Here is a 22,240-nt window from a genome sequence, read left to right as displayed (position 1 = left end):
AAACAGACCATGAAACATATATTGACAAGGGTATTGAGCTGGGCGGTGCTGGCGGCGGCCGCCGCAGGCAGCACTTCGTGCCTGAACGAATATCTCGACAAGGCGCCCGACGCAGGACTGGACGAAAAGGAGGTTTTCTCGAAGTACGCCAACTTCAAGAGTTATTTCTACGCAGTCTACAACGGGGCCAACTTCAACATCAAGGCGCACTATCCGCAGTGGTTCGCGGGCAACAACCAGAAATTCACGATGGAGGGGCTTACGGACATGTGCGACATGACCCGCATCCAGCGCTGCCAGCCCGGCAAGCAGGGCGACGGTTCGACGGTGATCTACGCCGTGGGCTACAACTCCGACGCTTCGTCGAAGACCGCGAAGGTGCCCTATTCGTGGAAGTCGATCCGCGTGGCCAACATGACCATCCGCAACATCGACATGTTGCAGGACGCCACCGACCGTGAGAAGAAGGACCTGCTGGCACAGGCTTATTTCGTGCGCGCCTACTGCCATTTCGAACTCTTCCGCCTCTACGGATCGCTGCCCTACATCGACAAGGTGATGGGTTCCGAGGACGAATGGGACCTGCCGCGACTGTCGGATTACGACATGTTGCAGCGCATCGCCGCCGATTTCCAGACCGCGGCCGATATTTTCGATCAGGCGGGGTTGATGCGCCGCGACCCGGCTTCGGGTTCGGGGCACCTCGCGGCCACGGATCAGGACAAACCCAACGGCGTGACGGCGCTGGCCATGAAGGGCCGCGCGCTGCTCTACTCCGCCAGTCCGCTGAGCAATCCCGGAAACGACATCTCCCGCTGGGAGGAGGCTGCCGAGGCCAACTGGACGGCGCTGAAGAGTGCCCTCGACCACGGCTATCTTCTGCTCGCCAAGGAGAAGTACACCGATAACTTCTACGGCACGAAATACACCAACGAGCAGCTGTGGGCCTATACGAGCGGCAGCACGACCAACTACAACAACGACCGCGTGCAGGCTTTCGTGCCCTATTGCTTCTCGAACAACGCTTTCAGCTCGGGACAGTGCCCGACGCAGAATTTCGTCGATAAGTTCGAGACCGCCGGCGGCTATCCGCTCAACACCCCCGAGGAGCGCGCCGCGGCGACCGCTGCCGGGCAGTACGACGAGCAGAACCCCTATGTCAACCGCGACCCGCGTTTCGATGTCGTGGTGATCTACAACCAGAAGCCCGTGCAGGGCTACGGCAACGCCTCGATCTATGTCAACGAGGACGGCAGCCTGCCTTCGGGGTCGCTGATCCAGAAGCGCAGCGGCAGCGAGGACGGAGTCTCCGAGACCTTCTACTACGAGCAGAAGCGCACGGGGGCCCTCTCGAACAAGGGTGTGCAGAACCTGCTGCTGACCGACCCGATCATCCGCCTGGCGGAGCTCTACCTCAACTACGCCGAGGCGGCCAACGAGGCTTACGGTCCCGACGGACAGGCTCCCGGTGCTGCGATGACGGCCCTTGAGGCGCTGAACACGGTCCGCAGCCGGGTGGGGATGCCCGCCGTGCTCGACGCCTACACGACCGACAGGGACGCCCTGCGCCCGCGCATCAAGAACGAGCGCGCGGTCGAGCTCTGCTTCGAAGGCTACCACTATTACTGCGACATCCGCCGCTGGAAGGACGCCCCCTCGATCCACCGCACGCGGCTGACGGGCATGCGCGTCACCAAACTCAAGGCGGGTGCCACGGCGCAGTATCCCACGGGCTTCCGCTACGAGAGGTTCGAGCTGCCTTCGAACCGTCAGATCGCCTGGAAGAACGACGGCATGTACTACGTGCAGTTCCAGACGAGCGACCTGCTCAAAATGAAGAACTACGTACCCAACGAGGCGTGGTAGTGTTAATCGCATAATGAGAAAATCCATGAAACATACTCTGTTTTCACAGTCCAAATACGCTGCGCTGCTGTGCATGCTGCTGATCCTTCCGGCGTGGTTCAGCCCGGCTGCGGCGCAGGCGCGCAAGGCGCAGCCCCGGCGGGTCGATGTCTCCGTCGCGGTGGTCACGCCCGACGGGAAGCCGGTCCCGAACGCCGATCTCACCGTGGGCGAGGGTGCGCGGCACCTGAGAGCCGACGAAGCGGGCCGCATCGTCTTTTCCGTCGCACCCCGCGATCTGGTGACGGTTTCGGCCGAGGGCTTCACGCCCGTCCGGGCTCTGGGCAGCGCCCTGGCCGAATCGTCGCAGGTGACGCTGACCCCTGCGGTCCTGCTGGCCGGCGAGGGCGACGACGTTCCGCTGCCCTATACCTCGCTCAAGAAACGCTGGTCGGTGGGCAGTTCGGTCGTCATCCGCGGCGAGGAGCTCGAAAAATACTCCTCGACCGACATCCGCAACGCCCTGACGGGGCTGGCCGGCGGTGTCGAGGTTGCCGAGAAGTTCGGCGGTCCCGGCGTCAATCCGCTGGAGCACATCGGCCAGTACGGCGCCTCGACGCGCATCAGCGTCACCGCCCGCGGCAGGCAGATGATGTACATGGTCGATGACATCCCCGTGCAGATCGACGAGACGCCGCTCGATCCCCAGCAGATCGAGTCGATCACCATCGTCCGCGACGTACTCGAAAAGAGCCTCTACGGCCCCTCGGCCGCCAACGGCATCGTCTACATCCGGACCAAGCGCGGCCGCTACAACGACCGTTACCTCACGGTGGACGTTGAGGGCGGCGTGAACACCGTCGATCGCATGCCCGAGTATGTCAGCGGCGCCGATTATGCCCGGCTGAACAACATCGCCCGCAACAACAGCGGTCTGGAGATGCTCTATTCGCGCGACGACGTGGCGGCCTATGCCAAGAACGATCCCTACGACATGTGGCATCCGAGCGTCGATTTCCGCGACATGATGCTCAAGAATACGATGTATTACACCAAGGCCAACGTTTCGTCGGGCGGCGGCAACGACCTGGTGCGCTACTTCGCCTTCCTGGGGTACGCCGGCGAGGACGACATCTACAAGATCGGTCCCGCGGCGAACTACAACCGCGTGAACATCAACGCCAATCTCGACATCAAGCTGCACCGCTACATCCGGGCGCGCTTCGGGCTGGTCTCGACCATGGGCATCCGCAAGTCGTCCAACTACGGTTACAGCTCGAACTATTCGAGCGAGGACGCCTCGTCGAACACCACGCTCGGCGTGACCGAGTTCCCCGACATCATCAGCGACATCAACACCACGCCGGGCATCTCGTTCCCGATCTACGCCAACAACGATCCCGATCTGGAATCGCCGTGGTATGCCGTCTCGTCGCTCTACAAGCAGAACCCCGTGGCCAACATCCTCGAAAACGGCGCCTATACCGAGACCATCCGCAAGGGCCTGATCAACGTGGGCGTTGACATCGACTTCTCGTTCCTCACGCCGGGTCTCACGTCGATGACCTACGGGGCCTACGACGCCACGAATCTCGTGCGGCTGGGCACGGCCGAGGACTATGCGGCCTACATCCTGAACAAGGGCATCGACGAGAACGGCTACGATGCGATGATCCCCGAGCAGAGCAGCAGCCACAGCGTGAAGGCGATGGCCAACAAGACCCGGTTGCTCGACTACTTCTCCAACCGCTTCTATTTCGTGCAGAAGTTCGCCTACGACCGTACCTTCGGCCGCCATGCCGTCGCCGCGTCGGCCTCCTATATGATCACCAAGCGTTCGCAGAAGTTCATCACCGAGCACCGCCGCGAGATGACCTTCGGCTTCGGCGCCCGCTATGCCTACGACGGCCGTTACCTCGTGCAGGCGGCTTGCAGCTATCAGGGAACCTATGCGCTGCTGAACAACCGCTGGTCGGCGTCGCCGTCGGTGGGTCTGGGCTGGATCGTCTCCGAGGAGAATTTCATGAAGAACCTCCGCGGCATCGACTTCCTGAAACTGCGCGCCGAGGGCGGCATCCTCTATTTCGACGGTTCGATGTCGGCCAACCGCGATGTCGATAACTACAAGTGGGACAACAGCGGCCAGAAATTCGGCCCTCATACGAACAACCAGTGGTTCGGAAGCACCACGAGCAACGCCGTCGATCGGCTCTACGCGCAGATGCTGGGCAACCCGAATCTGCGTTTCGAGAAGCGCCGCGAATTCACGGTCGGCATCGAGGGGCTTGCCCTCCGCCGCCGGCTGAGTTTCGAACTCAACTACTACAACACGCTCTCCGACGGTCCCGTCGCCGAGATGAAGAACGTCCTGCCTCTGCTGGCCGGCATCTCGTCGGGATCGCTCTGGATGAATTACGAGAAGACCCGCTATCAGGGCTATGAACTGGCGCTGGGCTGGCGCGACCGTGCCGGCGATTTCTCCTACTCGGTCAACGGCTGGGCGACGTTCCAGGCTTCGAAGGTGCTCCGCGCCGACGAGCTCGACTACAAGGACGCCTACCGTTCGAAAGTCGGCTATTCGGCCTCCTCGATCTGGGGCCTGCGCTGCATCGGGCAGTTCCAGAGCGACGAGGAGACGCTCGCCGTGCCGCAGCTCTTCGACGACAAGCTGCAAAAGGGTGATCTCAAATACGAGGACATGAACGGCGACGGACAGATCGACGACAACGACTTCTGCGTCATCGGCAACTCGACGCCCAAGATGATCTACGGCGTGAACGTCAACCTCCGCTACCGCGATTTCGACCTGACGGTGGTGGGCACCGGGCGCGCCTTCTACGACCTGGCGCTGACGAACGACTACTTCTGGAACGGCTGGGGCGACGGCAACTATTCGAAGTACACGCTTCGCAACGCCGGCAATCCCGACCATCCGCGCCTGACCTACAACAAGGTCAACAACAACTACAAGACCTCGACCTTCTGGCTGGAGGACGGCGGGTTCTTCAAGATCCAGACCGTCGAACTGGGCTACGAACTGCCCGTGCACCGGCTGGGCATCACCTCGATCCGCCGCATGCGGGTCTATGTGCGCGGCAACAACCTCTGCACCGTTTCGAAGATCAAGGATGTCGATCCCGAGGCCATCGGCTCCGGACTCACGAACTATCCGCTGATGCGCACCTTCGTGGCAGGCGTTAAGTTAACCTTCTAATTGAGACGACGATGAAAAGAACCTTATTTCAGATATTGGCCGTGGCCGCAGTCGGTGCGATGTGTTCGTGCAGCGATTTCCTCGATCCCTATCCCAGCGCGATCCGCTCGGAGGAGTACATCCTGACCAACCCGACGACGATGCAGGGCCTCATCGGCAAGTGCTACGACTACATGGCCCAGAACTACAACGACAACGAGGGCGCCTACCTCGACTGCGCCACGGACAACGCCGTGCGCACCTCGACGACCGATGTCCTGCGGCGTTTCGCCGTCGGCGTCACGAGCCCCACGAACGACCCGTTCGAAACCTACTGGGACCGCGACTACAAGGGCATCTACAACGTCAATATGTTCCTCAAGGACGACCGCGGCCTGAACATGCGCTATATGCTCGACGAGCACCTCGACGAGCTGCTCCGCAACCGCCTCTGGGGCGAAGCCTACGCCCTGCGCGCCTGGTTCCAGTGGGACCTGCTGCAAAAGTTCGGCGGACGCGGCACGGACGGCCGCCTGTTGGGGTATCCCATCCTGCTCGAACCCGTGCGCGTCTGGGAGATGTCGCCCGAGGAGATGCGCGGCTTGCGCTTCGAGCGCAACACCTATGACGAGTGCGTGGCGCAGATCCTGCGCGACTGCGATTCGGCCTACAAGTACCTGCCGATCGCGCACCGCGACTTCCTGGTGCCGAACGCCGACGACCGCCGCGTGCTGGGGGCCCAGAACTGGGGTCGTCTCGACGGCATCAGCGCCGTGGCCATCAAGGCGCTGGTCTACCTCACGTGGGCCAGCCCGCGGTTCAATCCCGACGGCGACGTGGAGCGCTGGCGCAAGGCCGCCGAATGCGCCAAGGAGGTGATGGATTTCAAGATGACGGTGGACAACGTCTCCGGAGGCTTCTCTGTCGGACGGCAGGTCGATTGGTGCGACCCCAACAACCCCGAAATCGTCTACGCCTCGCGCTACAAATCCTCGAACGACGACATGGAACGCGCCTTCTATCCGGGCGGCTTCCAGGGCAACGGCACGATGGGCGCCACGCAGGAGCTGGTCGATGCTTTTGGCATGGCCGACGGCTATCCGATCGGCGAGTCGCCCGAGTACGCCTACGACCCCGCGAATCCCTACCTCAACCGGGACCCGCGCTTTTACAGCGTGATTTTCTACAACGGCCGTTCGGTGGTTACGGGGCAGACGAGCAAGACCTACACTTTCGAGAACTGGTCCAACGGCGGCAAGGATGCGGCCGGAACCAGTTCGAAGAACTCGCTGACGAACTACCACATCAAAAAGTTCGTCTACATGGGCCTCAACTGGTCCGAGACCTCGGTCAACAAGATGCCGCATTCGAAATTCTTCATCCGCTGGGCCCACATGGTGCTGGCCTTCGCCGAGGCGGCCAACCGCGTCGGCGGCCCCAACGCCCCGATCGACGGCCTGACGGCCCGCGAGGCTATCGCCTGGCTGCGCAGCCGCACGACCTACGACGGTGCCGAGGGCATCAAGTCGGACCCCTATCTGGAGCAGGTGTCGCTGGCCGGCAAGGAGGCTTTCGACAAGTTCCTGCGCAACGAGCGCCGCATCGAAACCTGCTTCGAGGGCACGTGGTTCTTCGACCTGCGCCGCTGGACGACGACGCTCGGCGAGCTGAACCGCGAGGTGCACGGCGTGCAGGTGACCCGCAAACAGAACGGCGACTTCGAGTACGACTTCGACCACGTGGTCGAAAAGCGCTCGTTCACGTCGGCTTACCTCCCGATCCCCTACAAGGAGATGCTCAACGTCGAGGGCCTCGTGCAGAACGAAGGCTGGGAGAACTGGCAGTAAATCATAACCCGGAAAAACCGCAAAAACATGAAAAAATACCTGTTCATATTGGCCGCAACCGCCGCGCTGACATCGTGCTACGACGATTATGTGAAGGACAACGACACGCAGGCCGTGGGTTTCGCCAATCAGACCGATGTCCGGTCGGTCATCGTGGGCGAGGGCATGAAGTTCTCCACGGGCGTGGCGCTGGGAGGCACGATCGAGAACTCCGTGGACCGTCCGATCAGCTTCGAGATCGACTATTCGCTGGTCAGCGACGCTACGTTGCAGGCGATGAAGACTCACGTTTTCTCCTACATCCAGAACCTCACCAGACCGCTCGGCTCGCTCGAAGCGCTGTCGGCCGAGGAGTATAAGCTGCTGCCCGAGGGCGGCACCGACGGCCGTGTGACGATCCGCCGGGGTTCGCACCTGGGGCAGATCGTTATCAAGATCGACTCCGCGAAGTTCCTCGCCGACGCTTCGCGCACGCTGCCCAAGTTTGTGATCCCCCTGCGTCTGACCGACGGCAACGGCACCGATCTGATCGCCGGCAAGGAGACTTCGGTGATCGGCGTGCGCTATGAGAATATGCTCTTCGGCAACTACTGGCACGGCGGCGAGACCGTCGTGACGGACGCTTCGGGCGCCGAGGTCAACCGCATCGCCTATTATACGACCGTCCCGCAGTCCGAAACGCGCGTCTGGACGCTGACCACCGTCGCGCCGTTCTCGCTGACGGCCAACGCCGTGGGCGGCGAGCTGAACGGTTCGAAGGCCCAGCTCAAGCTGACGCAGGGCGCGGACGGGGCGATTACGGTGAGCGCCGCGGACGGTGCCGACTATGCGGTCGAGGCCGACGGCGAGTGCTCGTTCAACCGTGCGAAGCTGTTGCAGAACCGCCGGATCTATCTCAAATACAAGTACGAGAAGGATGGGTTGATCTATCACGCCACCGATACGCTGACGTTCCGCAACCGCGTGCGCGACGGCGTGAACGAGTGGCAGGACGAGAATCCCGCTAACTACGAATAGCCGCATGAAACGACTTTTGAACAGACTGACGCTTCTGGCGGCCGCCGTGCTGGCCGCCGGGAGCCTCGCGGCCAAGGCCCCGGAGTACCGCCGGGTCGAGGCCCGGGAGAACGCGCAGAAACCCGAATGGAAGAGCTACGAGGCGAAGACTGTCGATCGCCTTCCGGGTTTCAACTGCCGGAAAAGCGATCCCAAACAGAGCGTCTACGGCGGCTGGATGGTTGACCGGCAGGAGGCCACCGGATTCTTCCGCACGCAGAAGATCGGCGGCCGCTGGTGGCTGATCGACCCCGAGGGATGGCCTTTCATCCACAAGGCCGTGGCTGTCTTCACGACGGGCGGTTCGGACCGTCAGAAGAAGGCCCTCGAAGAGAAGTTCGGGACACGTGCCGCATGGGCCGCCGACCAACAGGAGATGCTGCGCCGCTACGGGTTCAACGGGCTGGGCGCCTGGTCGGACGTGAAGACGGTCCGCGAGTCGGAGCGTCCGATGCCCTACACCGTGATCGTGAGTCCGATGGGCATGTACCGCTCGCAGCACCGCAGGCATTTCGGCGGCAAGTACAAGCAGGCCGGATGGCAGGGCTACCGCTTCGACCTGGCGATGGTCTTCGATCCGGGGTTCGACGCCGTGATCGACCGGGCTGTCGCGCCCATCGCCAAATACCGCGACGACAAATACCTGCTGGGCTATTTCACCGACAACGAGCTGCCGTGGGTCAACGATGCGCTGGACCGTCACCTGACGCTGCTGGCGCACGACGAGGATGCCTACATCGCCGTCCGCAAGTGGTACGACGAGCGCAAGGGCGTGAAAGACGCTCCGGCGGCGGAGATCACCGACGCCGACCGCAAGGCATTCCAGACCTTCTATTTCGACACCTACATGCGCAAGGTCACCGAGGCGCTCCGCAAGTACGATCCCAACCACCTCTATCTGGGCTGCCGTTTCAACCAGCATCATCAGGAGATGGCCAGTCCGGAGATCTTCGCCGTGGCCGGCAGGTATATGGACGTGATCTCGATCAACCACTACCGGCTGTGGGAACCCGACGCCGCGTGGATGGCGAACTGGGAAAAGTGGTCGGGCAAGCCCTTCATCATCACCGAGTTCTACACCAAGGGCGAGGACTCGGGGCTGCCGAACAACACCGGCGCCGGATGGAACGTGCGGACGCAGGCCGACCGCGGCTGGTTCTACCAGAATTTCGTGACGGAGCTGCTGCGCAGCGGCAACTGCGTGGGATGGCATTGGTTCACCTACATGGACAACGATCCCCAGAATCTGAAAACCGACCCCTCGAACCGCGATTCGAACAAGGGCGTCGTGGCCTGGAACTTCGAGCCCTACACCGTACTGTTGGACGAGATGAAGCAATTGAACGACTGCACCTACCGGCTGATCCGCCATCTGGATGCGGAGAAGTCCGAAGCAAACCGAAAAACGACCGATAACCATGAATAAATCGCTGAAATACCTGCTTTTGACCGCCTCCGCCGCGCTTCTGGCCGCCGGATGTGCGGAAGACAAGACCTATGCGTTGCCCGAGGTCTATCCCTCCGGCGGCGACACGCCCTCGGACGTGGAGCCGCCGCATCAGGTGCGCGCCCGCAAGAACAAGACCTCGGCGTGGGGCGACTATCTCGCCTACACGGTCGATCGCATCCACGGCTTCACGCCCGGCGAGGACCCCGCCACCGACAAGTACGGCGGCTGGAAGGTCTCGTCGCTGACGGCGACCGGATTCTTCCGCACGCAGCAGATCGGCGGACGCTGGTGGATGATAACTCCCGAAGGCAACCTCTACATCTGCAAGGGCGTGGCCGTGTTCAGCGCCGGCGGTTCGGACCGCCAGCAGGCCAAGTTGCAGGAGAAGTTCGGATCGACCTCGGAGTGGGCCCGTCAGGAGACCTCGATGCTCAAGGCCCGCGGGTTCAACGGGCTGGGGGCGTGGTCGAACGTCGAGACCGTGCGCAAGCTCACCGAGCCGATGCCCTACACGGTGATCGTCAGCCCGATGGGCAAGCTCAACAGCTACATCAAGTCCTCGGGCGAGGAGGCCGACGCGAGCTGGTCGGGCTGGGAGGGCTATCCCAACGACTTCGCTATGGTCTTCCACCCCAAGTTCGACGAGTACGTCGAGAGCGAGATCAAGACCATCTCCAAGTACAAGGACGATCCCTACTGCATCGGTTATTTCACCGACAACGAGATTCCGTGGAAGGACTACGCGCTGGACCGCTGTCTGGAGAAGTGGCCCGAGACGCACATCAATCACCGGAAAGCCCAGGAGTGGCTCGACCTGCGCAAGGGCAAGACCGGAGCGAAGCTCTCCGAGGCCACGGACGCCGACCGCCGCGCCTTCATCGCCTACTGTCTGGACATCTATCTGGAGAAGGTGACCGCGGCGATTGAAAAATACGATCCCAATCACCTTTATCTGGGCTGCCGCTTCAACCAATGGAACTACGAGCTGGTGAACGACGAGATATTCAAGACCGCCGGCAAGTACATGGACATCGTTTCGATCAACCACTATCAGAAATGGGAGCCCGACGCGCAGGCCGTGCAGAACTGGGGCGCGTGGTCCGGAAAGCCGTTCTTCGTGACGGAGTTCTACACCAAGGGCGAGGATTCGGAGCTGCCGAACAACACCGGGGCCGGATGGAACGTCCGCACGCAGGCCGAGCGCGGCTATTTCTACCAGAATTTCGCGCTGAAACTCATCGAGAGCAAGGTGTGCGTCGGCTGGCATTGGTTCACCTATCAGGACAACGACCCCGAGAACGAGAACACCGACCCCTCGAACCGCGATTCGAACAAGGGCATGGTGACCTGGGATTTCCAGTACTATGCGCCCCTGCTGGACAATATGGAGGCGCTGAACGGCAACGTCTATCAGCTGACCCGCTTTTACGATGCGCAATAAAACCGACCGATTATGAAAACCCTATTGAAGATAAACGTGATTCTGCTGCTGGGGATCGTGGCGCTGTGGGGCTGCGAGGAGGATGTGACCCCGTTGCAGCATACGGCGCCGCAGGTGACGTTCCCGGTGCAGGAAACCTCGCTGACGGCCGTCGTCGGCGATCCGGTGGAGTTCCGGGCCGACATCGAGAGCGGCGACAAACTCACTTGCGGATGGTATGTCGATGGAACGCTCGAAGCCTCGACCGCAGAGATGACCTATACGTTCAGCGCTCCGGGCGACTACGAAGTGCGCTTCGAAGCCCGCAACGGCGCCGGAAAAGTGGAGAAAAGCTATGCCGTGAAGGTCGCCGACGTGCTGAAAATGCACCTTTCGGTGGGCGACTCGACGCGCATCGTGCGCCGTCAGCTGGATGTCCTGAAAGTGATGGCCGTCGTCGATGCCGGGTCGGATGTCGTCCACGAATGGAAGGTGGACGGCGAGGTGAAGTCGGATAAAGCCTATTTCGACACGTTCGACCTGCCCGAAGCCCGGGTCTACACCGTGGCCTATGCGGGGACGAATGCCGCCGGGACTTTCCGGAAGAGTTTCGAGGTGCAGGCCACGGAGCGTCCGCTGGAGATCGGTTTCTCGAACAACGACGCGACGATCGCCTGCAAGGACGGCGCCGTCGTGGAGATCATCGCCACGGTGAAGTACGGCGGCACGGGCGTGCAGCACGAATGGAAGGTGGACGGCGAGACGGTCTCGACCGACGCCGTGTTCAGCCGCGCTTTCGACGGCAAGGGACCCTATACGATCGCCTACCACGCCGTGAATTCCAAGCAGGAGACCGTGGACCGCACGTGGACCGTGACGATGGTTCCGTCGGGAGCGCTCTTCGAGCATTTCGAGGACTACACCGAGTTGCCCAAGTGGTGGACCCTGAAGGAAAATCAGCCGGGAATCGAACTGGCCGACAACCCCAAGCCCGAGGGGATCAACACCAGTCGGAAAGTGCTTCGGGACAATGTTTCCGGCGAGCATAGTACGTCCGGTTATTTTAACCTGAAGCTGAAGGATATTCCGGCCGATAAGATCGACGTGACGAAGTACACGGGCATCCGGTTCAAAATCTACTTGGGCAAGAACAAGTATTACCCTCGTGTGGAGTATGCCGGAACCAAGTATGCTTCGGTAAGCAAGCCGCAGTTCAAGGACGAGTGGGAGGTGCTGGAGTACCGGTTCGGTGCGAACCTCGACGCGACGAAGAATCTGACATTCCGTCCGTTGCTGAAAGAGAACGGCAATAATATCGACAAAGGGCCTGTGACCGAAACCAACACCCGCACGGTGTATATCGACGATATCGAGTTTTTGGAGTAAACTGAAATGCGAATGACGATGAAAAAGATAATTTGGATGCAGGCGGTCCTGCTGACGGGACTGGCTGCGATGTGGGGATGCGGCGGCGACGACACGACGGACGAACAGCCGGCCGTCATGCCGCAGGTGACATTCCCCGTCACGGAATCCGCCGTGTCGGCCTATGTTGACGATGCCGTGCGTTTCGAGGCGGTGATCGAGAGCCCCGGACCGCTCAGCTGCGGCTGGTTCGTCGATGGGAAACTGGCGGCCTCGACAGCTTCGATGACCTATGTTTTCAAGGCCAAAGGCACCTATGACGTGCGTTTCGAGGCTTCGAACACGGCCGGAAAGGTCGGAAAGGACTATTCGGTGACGGTCGAGGGATCGCCCCTGAAAGTGGAGTTCTCGACCGAGGAGGAGACCGTCTCCTGCCTGCCGGGCGAGGAGGTGCTCATCACGGCGACGGTCGTGGCCGGCGACAAGGAGGTCGTGCACGAATGGAAAGTCGGCGACGAGGTGGTTTCGACCACCGCGGAGTTCAAGCATACCTTCGACGAGATGGGCTCCTATACGGTGACTTACCGCGGCGTGAATGCCGACGAAGTGTCGGTGAACCGCACGTGGACCGTGACGGTAGACGAACTGCCGCTGGAGATCGAATTCTCGGTGACCGATGCGACGATTTCCTGCGTGCAGGGGAACGAGGTGGCCATCACGGCGACGGTGAAGAACGGCGGAACGGGCCTCGTGCACGCATGGAAGGTCGGCGACGAGGTGGTTTCGACGACCGCGGAGTTCAAGCGCACGTTCGACGAAGCGGGGACTTTCACGGTTTCGTATCGAGGCGTCAACGGCAAGGGCGAGGAAAAGACCTCGTCGTGGACGGTCGGGGTCGAGGAGAAACCGTTGGAGATCGAGTTTTCGAAAGCCGACGGCTCGACGCTCCGGAGTGCCGCGGGTGACGAGGTGGTCATCACGGCGACGGTGAAGGGCGGCGCCACGGGTCTCGTGCACGCATGGAAGGTCGGCGGCGACGCGGTGTCGGCGGCCGCGGAGTTCCGGCATACGTTCGATGCTGCCGGAACCTATGCGGTGACCTACGAGGGCGTCAACGCCAAGGGCGAGAAGAAGAACGCTTCGTGGACGGTCGAGGTGAGCGAGGATGCCGTGGGGTACATGTTCGAGAATTTCGAATCGCGCGATGCCCTGCCCGGGCATTTTATCAACGGAAATGCCGCGATCGAAGGTACGACCTTGCAGGAGAATCCCTACAAAACGGCGGTCAACCCCAGCAACAAGGTGCTCAGGGATCTGCTGTTGAAGGAGAGCGGTACTTCCGGATACTTCGATATGGGCTTCTCGCATCTGACCGACCGGTCGAAATACCGTGCCATTCGTGTGAAGGTTTATCTCGGAAAGAACCTTTACTATCCGCGGATGCAGATCAATGTCCTGCCTGACGGTAAGAAGAACAAGCTGCCGAGCAAAATCAACGGGCAGCCGTTCACGAGCTCGATGAAGGAAGCCGATTGGAAAGCGCTGATCAAGACCGATGACTGGAATGTCTTCGTTTACGACCTGATCGACTGCGGATACCAGAATGCCGACGGCAGTGCCGTGACGAATTTCGGGGATATTACGGCCGTGCAATTCCGTCCGCTCTCGAATTTCACCGGCGGCAGCATGAGCGGCCGTGACGAGGAGACCAACAACCGAACGGTCTATTACGACGATTTCGAGTTCCTCGAATAACCGGGAACGCAGACATACCCTGCGGCCTCCGTCCTGCGACGGGCGGAGGCCGTTTTATGACTCAACAAAAAAAGCATATTGGTTACGATGAACAGAAAAGCAATCGCCCTGTGGCTGCTCGTGGCGGCGGGTCTGGCGGGATGTTCCGGCCGGGAGGTCTACAAGGACCCCGCGGCGGAGGTGGAAGACCGCGTGGAGGACCTGTTGGGACGCATGACGCTCGAAGAGAAGGTGATGCAGGTCACGCAGTGGACCTATGGAAAGAACATGAACGTCAACAACGTCGAAAGCGAGACGAAGGCCGTGAGCCCGATGATCGGTTCGCTGCTCTACCGCAGCACCAGTCCGGCGTATTACAACCGGATTCAGCGCAAGGCCGTCGAGGAGTCGCGGCTCGGGATTCCGATCCTGTGCGGTTTCGACGTGATCCACGGCTACCGCACGATTTTCCCGATTCCGCTGGGACAGGCTTGTTCGTGGAACGAGGCGCTGGTCGGGGAGTCGTGCCGCATCGCGGCGCGCGAGTCGCGGCTTTCGGGCGTGCACTGGACCTTCTCGCCGATGGTCGATGTGGCGCGCGACGCCCGCTGGGGCCGCGTGTCCGAAGGTTACGGCGAAGACCCCTATCTGAACGGAATGATGGGCGTCGCCGCGGTGAAGGGCTATCAGGGCGACGACCTGACGGCGGACGGTGCGATCGCCGCCTGTCTGAAACATTTCGTGGGCTATGCCTATTCCGACGGCGGCCGCGATTACCACTACACCGAAATCTCTCCGCAGACGCTGTGGGATACGGCGCTTCCGCCGTTCGAAATGGGCGTGAAGGCCGGCGCTGCGACGGTGATGAGCGCCTTCAACGACATTTCGGGCGTACCCGCTTCGGCCAACCGCTATACGATGACCGACATCCTGCGCGGGATGTGGGGATTCGACGGTCTGGTGGTCTCGGACTGGGACGCCGTGAAACAGCTCGTCGCGCAGGGCGTGGCCGCCGACCGGGCCGAGGCTGCGGCCAAGGCGATCACGGCGGGGCTGGACATGGATATGGTGGACGACGTTTACCGGGAGAATCTGGAAGCGCTGGTCGAAAGCGGACGGGTGCCGGAAAAGGTGCTGGACGAAGCCGTGCGGCGCATCCTGCGTGTGAAATTCCGCCTCGGGCTGTTCGAAAACCCCTATATCGAGGAGCTGCCCGACGAGCAGCGCTACCTGTCGATCGAGGCGCGTGCCGCGGCGCGGGAGCTGGCGGCCGAGAGCATGGTATTGCTGAAAAACAGTGGTGCGACGCTGCCTGTCGCCGGTGACGTGCGGCGCATCGCGCTGATGGGGCCGATGGCCGACAACCGCGCGGACCTGATGGGTTCGTGGTGGGGTCAGGGCGAGGCCGGCGACGTGGTGACGATCCTCGAAGGCGTGAAGGCCGAGTTCGCCGGAAAGGCCCGGATCGACTATGTGAAAGGGTGCGATTTCGACGGCGAGGACCGTTCGGAGTTCGCACGTGCCGCGGCTGTTGCGCGTGCCGCCGATCTGGTGGTGCTCTGCGTGGGCGAGAAGCGCGGCTGGAGCGGCGAGAACGCTTCGCGGGCCAGTCTCGCGCTGCCGTCGATCCAGGAGGAGTTCGTGCGCGAAATGGCCCGCACGGGGCGGCCCGTCGTGGTGCTGCTCTCGTCGGGGCGTCCCGTGGACGTGCGCGGCATCGAGCCCGCGGCCGACGCGCTGGTCGAGATCTGGCAGCCGGGAACCGAGGGCGGCAGCGCCGTCGCGCAGCTGCTTTCGGGAAAGGTCAACCCCTCGGGGCGTCTGGCCATCACCTTTCCGATCTGCGCCGAGCAGCAGCCCGTCTACTACAACCAGCGGCAGGCCGCGCGTCCCAAGTCGGGGCGTTACCAGAATCTCCGGCACGAGCCGATGTATCCGTTCGGCTACGGGCTGAGCTACACGACCTTCGAATACGGGACGGTGCGGCTCGACCGCGAGACCCTGCGCCGCGGCGAACGGCTGACGGCCGAGGTGGAGGTGTCGAACTGCGGGGCGATGGACGGCAAGGAAACCGTGATGTGGTTCGTCTCGGACCCGACAGCTTCCATTTCGCGTCCGGTGCGCGAGCTGAAGCATTTCGAGAAGCAGTTCATTCCGGCGGGCGAAAGCCGCGTGTTCCGCTTCGAGATCGATCCCGTGCGCGATCTGTCGTTCCCCGACCACACGGGAAAGCGGCTGTTGGAGAACGGCGCGTTCTATCTGCACGTGAACGGCCAGAAAGTGAAATTCGAACTGATTTGATTGGATTTTTATGAAGAACATACGATTCATACTGGCGCTGGCGGGATGCTGTGCGGCGCTGTCCGCGGCGGCGGGGGAGGAGGCTCCCGCACCGCAGATCGTCAACGTCGCCGGCCGGAAGACCGTGTCGCTCGACGGGCTCTGGAAGACGATCGTCGATCCTTACGAGAACGGTTACTACGATTATCGCCGCAAACCGTTGAAGGACAATATGTCCTACTTTGCGGACGACGATTTCGACAAGGACCGCACGAAGCTCTTCGAGTACAATTTCAACACCGACCGCACGCTGCTGGTGCCGGGCGACTGGAACACCCAGCGGCCCCAGTTGTACTATTACGAGGGTACGGTCTGGTACCGCAATCTGTTCGACTACGAGCCCCGGGCCGACCGCCGCACGTTCCTCTACTTCGGGGCTGCGAACTACGAAACGATCGTGGGGCTGAACGGCCGCAAGATCGGCAAACACGTCGGCGGCTACACGCCCTTCAACTTCGAGATCACCGGCAAGGTGCGCGAGGGGCGGAACTCGCTGGTGGTGAAGGTCGATAACAAACGGTTGGCCGAGGGCGTACCGACGCTCAATTCCGACTGGTGGAACTACGGCGGGCTGACGCGCAGCGTTATGATCGTCGAAACGCCGCTGACCTTCATCCGCGACTACTCGGTGCAGCTGAAGAAGGGCGAGCCGCAGGTGATCGCCGGCTGGGTGCAGCTGGACGGCGCCGAGGCCGAACAGACCGTGACGGTGGAGATTCCCGAACTGAAAATATCGAAAAAGGTCACGACCGACGCCGACGGCTATGCCGCATTCGAGGTGAAAGCCAAACCGGTCTATTGGTCGCCCGAGAATCCGAAGCTCTACGCCGTGCGGATCGCCGCCGAGACCGACTCGGTGGAGGACCGCATCGGCTTCCGCACGATCGAGACCCGGGGCACGAAAATCCTGCTCAACGGCCGGGAGGTCTTCTGCCGCGGCGTGTCGATCCACGAGGAGATGCCCTACGGCATGAGCGGCCGCGCCTTTTCCGCGGAGCATGCCCGCATTCTGCTGGGGTGGGCCAAGGAGATGGGATGCAATTTCGTGCGGCTGGCGCACTATCCCCACAACGAGGCGATGGTCCGCGCGGCCGAGGAGATGGGGTTGATGGTGTGGTCGGAGATTCCGGTCTACTGGACGATCCAGTGGGAGAATCCCGCGACCTATGCCAATGCCGAAGCGCAGCTGGCGGACATGATCACGCGCGACAGGAACCGCGCCAACGTGGTGGTCTGGTCCGTGGCCAACGAGACCCCGCACGGCGAAGCGCGCCTGAAATTCCTGCGGTCGCTCATCGCCAAGGCCCGCAGCATGGACGGCACCCGGCTGGTGAGCGCCGCTATGGAGAAGACCCGGCTGAAGCCCGACCTGCTGACGGTGAAAGATGATTTGGCCGATCTGGTGGACCTCATCAGTTTCAACCAGTACGTCGGCTGGTACGACGGCGAGTCGGAGAAGTGCGACCGCGTGAACTGGACCTTCGATCTCGAAAAGCCGGTTTTCATCTCGGAGTTCGGCGGCGGGGCGGTCTACGGCCGTCACGGCGCGCGGACGGAGCGTTTCACCGAGGAGTACATGGAGGACCTCTACGAACGCAGCGTCAACATGTTCAGGCGGATGCCCGGGCTGGCCGGGACGACGCCCTGGGTGCTGAAGGATTTCCGCTCGCCGCGCCGCCAGATGGTCGGCATTCAGGACGATTTCAACCGCAAGGGTCTCATCTCGGACCAGGGCGGCAAGAAGAAAGCCTATTTCGTCATGCAGCGTTGGTATGACGAGCTGGAAAAACGGTATCGGTAGCGGGATTTTGCCGGAAAATACGCTTCGCCGCCCGGTGATTGCCGGGCGGTTTTTTTCGGTTCCGGTTGCGGAATTCTCCCGAAATTTCGTATCTTGTCGGATGGATAGAGAAACCGAGTATGCGTAAATTGATTCTCTTTTTGCTGTTTCTGGGCTGGAATTACCCCCCCCCCGGCAGTCGGCGCCGCACCTCCCGCCCAGATGGTGTTCAAACACTTAGGCATCAGCGAGGGATTCAACCAGACCAACGTGACCACGCTTTATCAGGACGAAAACGGCACGATATGGGCCGCGGGCGTCGGCGGCGTGGTCCGTTACCGCGGATTGCAGACCGAGGAGCCGCTCATGCCGGAGCGTGCCGCGGAACTCTTCCGCCCGATGAACGTCAAGGGCATCTACGGCGAGCAGAACGGCCTGATCTATTTCTACCAGCTTCGCAACATCGTCGAATACGACCTGCGGCGGGAGACTTTCCGGCCGCTTTTCACCGATTCTTTGCTCGACAGCCGTTCGATCTCGGCCGCGACGGTCCGCGGAGGCCGGGTCTATGCTGCTGCCGGGGACCGCATCGTGATCGCCGCGCCCGACGGGAAGTGCAGCCAGCTGCTGCTGCCCCCGATGAGCGAGGTTTCGGCGCTGGCCTGCACGGCCGGGGGCGTGCTCTATGTCGGGACGCTTCATTCGGGGCTCTACCGCCTCGACGAACGCGGTGCGGCGGAGTGCATCCTGCCGACGGCTTCGAAGATCAGCAGCCTGTTCGAGGACAGCCGCGGCGATTTGTGGGTCTGCACCCGCAGCGAGGGGCTCTACCGTCTCGACGCCGGGGGCGGCGTGCGGCGTTTCGTCCACGATCCCCGGCACCCCGAGGGGCTGGCTGACAACTACGTGCGCTGTATTTGCGAGGACGACGAGGGCCGGTTGTGGATCGGCATGATGTTCGGGCTGGACTGCTACGACCCCGCGTCGGACCGCTTCTACCACTTCGGACGTTCGGACAACCCGCTTTACGGCATGCGCAACCTCACGGTGGAGTGCATCATGCGCGACCGCCGGGGTGCGATCTGGTTCGGGTCGTTCTATACGGGAATCTCCTATTTCCATCCCCACGAAGCGCTGTTCCGCGTGGTCCCGATCGAGGGCGGGGACACGACGTGGACCATCGTCGCCGACGTGACGCTCGACCGCCGCGGCGACGTTTGGGCCGGGACCTCGGACAAGGGGCTCTATTTCTACGACCGCACGCGCCGCCGGGGCCGCTTCTTCAACATGGGCAACAGCGGCATCCCGAGCAACAACGTCAAGAGCATCCGCTACGACGCCGGACGCGATCAGTTGTGGCTGGGGATGTTCATGGGCGGCGTCTGCGTCTACGACATCCCTTCGGGGCGTTTCGAACGGCTGAAAATCGCCGACCAGGGCGGCGGATCGGAGAACATCGAGATCGTCCACAGCCTTTCGCGCGAGGGCGATGCGATCTATGCCGGGACTTACGCCGGAGTTTACCGGATCGACATGCGGACGCGCCGCGCGGAACGCATCCTGAACCAGCAGCGGGTGTTCAACGTGCTGAGCGGCGGCGACGGATGGCTCTACGTGGTGACGGGGCAGGTGAATTTCCGGGTTTACCGCCGCGACGAAGCGGGCGTTTACCAGCTCTATTTCAACCGCGTGGTGCAGCAGGACATGGTGACCTCGCTGTTCCGCGACGACCGCGGGCGGGCGTGGGTCGGAACGACCCGCAGCGGGGCGCTGCTGTTCGACCGCGAGCGGAAGGAGTTCGTGGCCTACGACCGGGCCGCGTGCGGCATTGCGAGCGACTACGTGAGCGCCATTTCGCAGACCCCTTCGGGGCTGATGGTCTTCGGAACCAACGCCGGATTGTCGGTCGTCGATGCGGACAGCCTCCGCAGCGAGAATTTCAACATCCGCAACGGATTCCCGCTGCTGTCGCTCGAAAACGGCTGCCTGTGGCGCGGCGGGGGCGACGAGATGCTGGCGGGCGGCGTCGATGGCATCGTGTCGTTCGCCGGGCGGGACCTGATCCGTACCGGACGTGCGCCGCAGCTCTTCTTCGCGGCGCTCTCGGTGAACGAGCGGCCCGTGCGGGCCGGCGACCGGACCGGTATTCTGGACCGGGCGATGCCCTACGCGAAGTCGATCTCGCTGGGGCACAGATACAGCATCGTGGACATCGCTTTCGGGACCGACAACGCCGTGGATTTCAACCTCGGCGACTATCAGTACAAACTGATCGGCTACGACGAGGCGTGGCGTCCGCTGCCGGGGAGCATCATCCGCTACATGAACCTCCCGCCGGGGCACTACCGGCTGGCCGTGCAGAGCCGTCCGACCAAACTGCTCGACGGCGGAGGGCGTATCGAACTCGGCATCCGGGTCTATCCGCCGTTCTATGCCAGCATCCCGGCCTACATTCTCTACGTGCTGCTGATCATGCTCATCACGGCGTGGGTCGTCCGCTACTACTATACGAAAAAGCAGCTGGAACAGTCGCTGGCGATGGAGCGCATGGCCCGCGAACAGCAGGAGCGCATCACGCAGTGGAAGCTGGTCTTCTTCACCAACATCTCGCACGAATTCCGCACGCCGCTGACGCTTATTCAGGGCCAGCTGGACCTGCTGGCGCGGCAGGAGATGCCGGGGGTGCTCAAAGGCTATCTGATGAGCGTCCGCCGCAACGCCCTGCGGCTGCGCGATCTGGTCAACGAACTGATCGACTTCCGCAAGCAGGAGCAGGGATACATGTCCCTGAAAGTGAGCCGGCAGGATCTGGTGGCCTATCTGGCCGACGTGTGCGGCACCTTCGAGGAGTACGGCCGCATCCGCGAGGTGGAGCTGCGCTACGAACCCGGGATGGAGCGGCTGGAAGTGCCGTTCGACTCGGTGCAGTTGCAGAAAGTCTTCTACAATCTGATAAGCAACGCTTTCAAGCATACCGACCGGGGCGGGCGGATCACGGTGACGCTCTCGGCGGACGATGCGCAGGCCGTGGTGAAGGTGGCCGATACGGGCCACGGCATCGAGGAGAAATTCTTCACGACGATTTTCGAACGCTTCTACCACCACGAGGCCGACACGCAGGACGCCGGGGTCGGCATCGGACTGGCCCTTTCGAAAGGCATCGTCGAACTGCACGGCGGGCGGATCGGCGTCGAGAGCGAGGTGGGAGTGGGTTCGACCTTCACGGTGACGCTCCTGCTGAATCCCGATTTCAGCGGCAATGCCAACGTCGAGGTGGTCGGGACGCAGGAGCATGTCCGTCCGGCGCCCGTGGCCGATTACCTGCCCGCGCCCGAACGGATTCCGGGATCGGAGGAGCTGCCGCGCCTGCTGGTCGTCGAGGACGACGACGAGCTGCGGAGCATGTTCGGCACCATCTTCGCGCAGCATTACCGGGTGACGCTGGCTGCGGACGGCACCGAGGGGCTGCGGCTGGCGCGCGAGGAGCAGCCCGACCTGATCGTGAGCGACGTGCTGATGCCCGGGATGTCGGGAACGGAGCTGTGCGCGGCGGTCAAGCGCGAATTCGGGACGTGCCATATCCCGGTGATCCTGCTCACGGCCCTCTCGTCGCCCGAACAGCGCATCTCGGGACTCGAAAGCGGCGCCGACGACTACGTTTCGAAGCCCTTCGACATGGACGTGCTGATGGCCAAGTGCAACGGCATGGTGCGCAACCGCCGGCTGTTGCAGCGCAAGTTCCTCGAAGGGAGCTCCGAACCCGCGTCGGAGGTGCTTTCGGGCAATCCGATGGACGAGGCTTTCGTGCGCAAGACGCTGGCGCTGATCGGCGGCCATCTCGACAGCGAATCGCTGGGAGTCGGGATGCTGAGCCGCGAACTGGCCCTGAGCCGCACGGCGCTGTTCGCCAAGATCAAGGGCGTCTTCGGGCAGACCCCCACGGAACTGATCCAGGGCATCCGCCTGCGCGAAGCCGCGCGGATGCTGGCCGAGTGTCCCGAGCTGAAAATCGCCGAGATCGCCGATAGGGTGGGGATCAATTCGCTGCAATATTTCGGCAAATTGTTCAAGGCGCGCTACGGCTGTACGCCCTCGGAATACCGCACGGCGCCCGGGGAGAGGCGCGAGGGCGCCTGACGCGATACGCCCCGCCCCGGACAAACCGGGGCGGGGCGTTTTCAGTATGGGGCTGCGTCGCGGTCCGGCCTGC

Annotated in this window: 11 protein-coding genes; all 11 read left to right on the top strand. The window is 62.4% G+C overall.

Translation table 11 applies throughout. The features are described from left to right. Positions 1 to 9 precede the first annotated feature (9 nt). The 11 genes from WMO46_RS06220 to WMO46_RS06170 all read left to right on the top strand — a co-directional run bounded on the left by WMO46_RS06220 (position 10) and on the right by WMO46_RS06170 (position 22,167). Positions 10 to 1,866: a RagB/SusD family nutrient uptake outer membrane protein gene (locus WMO46_RS06220; RefSeq protein WP_227901042.1), complete on the top strand. Its 1,857-nt coding sequence runs from the start codon at positions 10 to 12 to the stop codon at positions 1,864 to 1,866. A gap of 25 nt (positions 1,867 to 1,891) precedes the next feature. After that, entirely contained in the window at positions 1,892 to 5,059 is a 3,168-nt protein-coding gene (locus WMO46_RS06215) for a SusC/RagA family TonB-linked outer membrane protein (protein ID WP_349094019.1), read from the top strand. An 11-nt stretch (positions 5,060 to 5,070) separates the two neighbouring features. Beyond that, positions 5,071 to 6,885: a RagB/SusD family nutrient uptake outer membrane protein gene (locus WMO46_RS06210; protein WP_229091770.1), complete on the top strand. Its 1,815-nt coding sequence runs from the start codon at positions 5,071 to 5,073 to the stop codon at positions 6,883 to 6,885. Positions 6,886 to 6,912: 27 nt separating this feature from the next. Continuing rightward, complete coding sequence (locus tag WMO46_RS06205; protein ID WP_196016347.1) at positions 6,913 to 7,902, top strand: DUF1735 domain-containing protein; 990 nt, start codon at positions 6,913 to 6,915, stop codon at positions 7,900 to 7,902. Positions 7,903 to 7,906: 4 nt separating this feature from the next. After that, positions 7,907 to 9,367, top strand: a complete 1,461-nt coding sequence (locus WMO46_RS06200; protein WP_349094018.1) for a hypothetical protein — start codon at positions 7,907 to 7,909, stop codon at positions 9,365 to 9,367. Further along, entirely contained in the window at positions 9,360 to 10,832 is a 1,473-nt protein-coding gene (locus WMO46_RS06195) for a hypothetical protein (RefSeq protein WP_302588254.1), read from the top strand. Before WMO46_RS06200 ends, WMO46_RS06195 begins: the two co-directional genes overlap by 8 nt. A gap of 12 nt (positions 10,833 to 10,844) precedes the next feature. Next, positions 10,845 to 12,197: a PKD-like domain-containing protein gene (locus tag WMO46_RS06190; protein WP_349094017.1), complete on the top strand. Its 1,353-nt coding sequence runs from the start codon at positions 10,845 to 10,847 to the stop codon at positions 12,195 to 12,197. 18 nt (positions 12,198 to 12,215) lie between these two features. Next, positions 12,216 to 13,931 carry a PKD-like domain-containing protein gene (locus WMO46_RS06185; protein ID WP_302588252.1) on the top strand — a complete coding sequence of 572 codons (1,716 nt, stop codon included), beginning with the start codon at positions 12,216 to 12,218 and terminating at the stop codon, positions 13,929 to 13,931. Between the two features lie 87 nt (positions 13,932 to 14,018). Then, a complete protein-coding gene (locus tag WMO46_RS06180) occupies positions 14,019 to 16,211 on the top strand; it encodes a glycoside hydrolase family 3 N-terminal domain-containing protein (RefSeq protein WP_349094016.1) in 2,193 nt (730 codons plus the stop codon). 10 nt (positions 16,212 to 16,221) lie between these two features. Continuing rightward, on the top strand, positions 16,222 to 18,051 hold the full coding sequence (locus tag WMO46_RS06175; RefSeq protein WP_349094015.1) for a glycoside hydrolase family 2 protein: 1,830 nt from the start codon (positions 16,222 to 16,224) through the stop codon (positions 18,049 to 18,051). A gap of 201 nt (positions 18,052 to 18,252) precedes the next feature. Next, the gene (locus WMO46_RS06170; protein WP_349094014.1) at positions 18,253 to 22,167 is read left to right on the top strand and encodes a two-component regulator propeller domain-containing protein; all 3,915 of its coding nucleotides are present in this window, start codon (positions 18,253 to 18,255) and stop codon (positions 22,165 to 22,167) included. Positions 22,168 to 22,240 lie beyond the last annotated feature (73 nt).

The organism is Alistipes intestinihominis (genome assembly GCF_040095975.1).
Taxonomy (GTDB): domain Bacteria; phylum Bacteroidota; class Bacteroidia; order Bacteroidales; family Rikenellaceae; genus Alistipes; species Alistipes senegalensis.
The sequence above is the reverse complement of the archived record's forward strand: the minus strand, read 5'-3'. Positions and strand labels throughout refer to the sequence as shown.

Coding starts and splice junctions, on each gene's coding strand:
- WMO46_RS06220 (WP_227901042.1), top strand. CDS start 10: ATGAAACATATATTGACAAGGGTATTGAGCTGGGCGGTGCTGGCGGCG.
- WMO46_RS06215 (WP_349094019.1), top strand. CDS start 1,892: ATGAAACATACTCTGTTTTCACAGTCCAAATACGCTGCGCTGCTGTGC.
- WMO46_RS06210 (WP_229091770.1), top strand. CDS start 5,071: ATGAAAAGAACCTTATTTCAGATATTGGCCGTGGCCGCAGTCGGTGCG.
- WMO46_RS06205 (WP_196016347.1), top strand. CDS start 6,913: ATGAAAAAATACCTGTTCATATTGGCCGCAACCGCCGCGCTGACATCG.
- WMO46_RS06200 (WP_349094018.1), top strand. CDS start 7,907: ATGAAACGACTTTTGAACAGACTGACGCTTCTGGCGGCCGCCGTGCTG.
- WMO46_RS06195 (WP_302588254.1), top strand. CDS start 9,360: ATGAATAAATCGCTGAAATACCTGCTTTTGACCGCCTCCGCCGCGCTT.
- WMO46_RS06190 (WP_349094017.1), top strand. CDS start 10,845: ATGAAAACCCTATTGAAGATAAACGTGATTCTGCTGCTGGGGATCGTG.
- WMO46_RS06185 (WP_302588252.1), top strand. CDS start 12,216: ATGAAAAAGATAATTTGGATGCAGGCGGTCCTGCTGACGGGACTGGCT.
- WMO46_RS06180 (WP_349094016.1), top strand. CDS start 14,019: ATGAACAGAAAAGCAATCGCCCTGTGGCTGCTCGTGGCGGCGGGTCTG.
- WMO46_RS06175 (WP_349094015.1), top strand. CDS start 16,222: ATGAAGAACATACGATTCATACTGGCGCTGGCGGGATGCTGTGCGGCG.
- WMO46_RS06170 (WP_349094014.1), top strand. CDS start 18,253: ATGGTGTTCAAACACTTAGGCATCAGCGAGGGATTCAACCAGACCAAC.